At 55.5% G+C, this 1749-nt stretch carries 1 protein-coding gene and 1 pseudogene; both read left to right on the top strand.

From position 1 onward, the window contains the following. Positions 1-415, top strand: a 415-nt coding sequence (locus GHO32_RS25965; protein WP_178113948.1) for a replication initiation factor domain-containing protein, incomplete at its 5' end; no start/stop codon positions are given. Between the two features lie 862 nt (positions 416-1277). Next, positions 1278-1749 (top strand): annotated as a pseudogene (locus tag GHO32_RS26695) (hypothetical protein); the annotation flags it as partial.

Below are 1749 nucleotides of genomic sequence, written 5' to 3'. Positions count from 1 at the left end.
TCGGGGTGAAAGTCGCACGCTGTATCTCGGTTCGAAAGATTCGCCGGTTCGCCTGGTGCTCTACGAGAAAGGCTATGAGCAAGGTGGTGATGCTCCTAGAAACTGGGTTCGGCTTGAAGTACGCGTTAGGCCAAAACGGGATCATCGAGCCGCTGTTGCCACATGGGAGCCGGGGCATGCTTTCTGCGCTGCTTGGGTTCCAGACGCGCTCAAGTGCATCGGTTGGGATCACCTCGAAAAGAAGGCTGTAGGCACTGTATGGAAGCGTTCAGACACCGAACGAGCAAGGGCTGCACTGGTTAAACAATACGGCGCGATCATGGCTCAATGGGCGTCTGATGTAGGGTCTTGGGAGGCTCTAGGACAGGCCATTGGGGCGGCTATTGTTAAACCTCAGATGACGGAGAACGCATGAAAAGATTGGGTTTAACGCCAGAAACGGCGCCTCACTTTGTTGAGTACCAGGGCGAGCTTCCAGTCCCGGTATTCGTCACTCTTGAATCGCATCGAAAAACAAAGGCACAGATACGGCAAAAGATCGCTGCTGCAACGGCAGATGATCGAAAGGCGCAACGGTTCGTGACTGAATGACTGCTGGGCAAGACAGGTGAAGTAGACCCACCAGCAAGCTGGCGACCCTTCTTCACGGCTTGCCAATTCGCCTACCGGCTCAATGGACTGTTGCCTTTGGCGTCAAAACTCTTTGCGGCTGGGAGAGGTCTGGAGGAAGCGCTAGCGTAGCGCTGCGCAGCCTCCAGACCTCTCCCAGCGGACAAGCGCGAGCGCGTCAGTACCACACTTATTGACGAGGTGGACACCTTGGGCCACACTCAAGCCTTAAGTGTCCACCTGGAGTTCACCCATGCCTACCATCAAGCCTAGAGTCCAAGTTACGTTGGAGCCTTCAACGCATGAGGTCATCGAGCGTCTTGCAAAGCTTCAGGGGCGCACTAGAGGCGCGATCATTGCGGATCTGCTCAATTCCGTTGCTCCGAGCCTTACGCGCACTGTGGCGCTTCTGGAGGCCGCTATGGAAGCACCTAACGAGGTTAAGCGCGGTCTACGAAGCGTTGTCGAGGGTCTCCATAACGAACTTGTTACGGTCGCTGGGGATGCTTCTTCACAGCTCGATATGCTCATGGGGAAGCTGTCAGAAGATGCCTCTGAGAACGCAGCCGACCCCCATGTAGTAACACGGGGGTCAGGTATCTCCCTCCCTGCCGAGAAGGCACATCCCAAGAAACCTCGAAAGCCTTATAAACCGGGGGCTACAGCCAATGGCTAGGTGGGATTGGTATCAATCGACCGTTCTTGTCCAAGATCCGCAACAATCCGGTCTTGTTGACGCTCTTTTGAGGGCATGGCCGTTGTCCGATTGGGCACCTGCTAAGAACCTCAATGGTTATCTCTATGGCGGACAAATCCGGCGCGGTGATCGAACTCTTTGCCACGTCTGTTGGGGTGGGCAAACCGGGGTCAATTGCAAGTCAACCAGTGATGAGTCTCCGGCTCTCGCGGCAGCTCTTCGGGAGTTCGGTAAACCCCACCTCCCAACACGGGTGGACACTTGCGAAGACTGGCAGGAAGACGGCCTCTTTGATTCGATGGCTGCTCGCTTGATTCAATACGCTCAAGACAATCGTTTGGCTATCAACCAGCAGGGCGATTGGGTTCGGGGTGAAAGTCGCACGCTGTATCTCGGTTCGAAAGATTCGCCGGTTCGCCTGGTGCTCTACGAGAAAGGCTATG

Origin of the sequence: Pseudomonas sp. FSL R10-2189 (assembly GCF_009600325.1) — a bacterium.
GTDB classification, from domain to species: domain Bacteria; phylum Pseudomonadota; class Gammaproteobacteria; order Pseudomonadales; family Pseudomonadaceae; genus Aquipseudomonas; species Aquipseudomonas helleri.
This window is presented reverse-complemented; position numbering and strand designations above follow the sequence as displayed.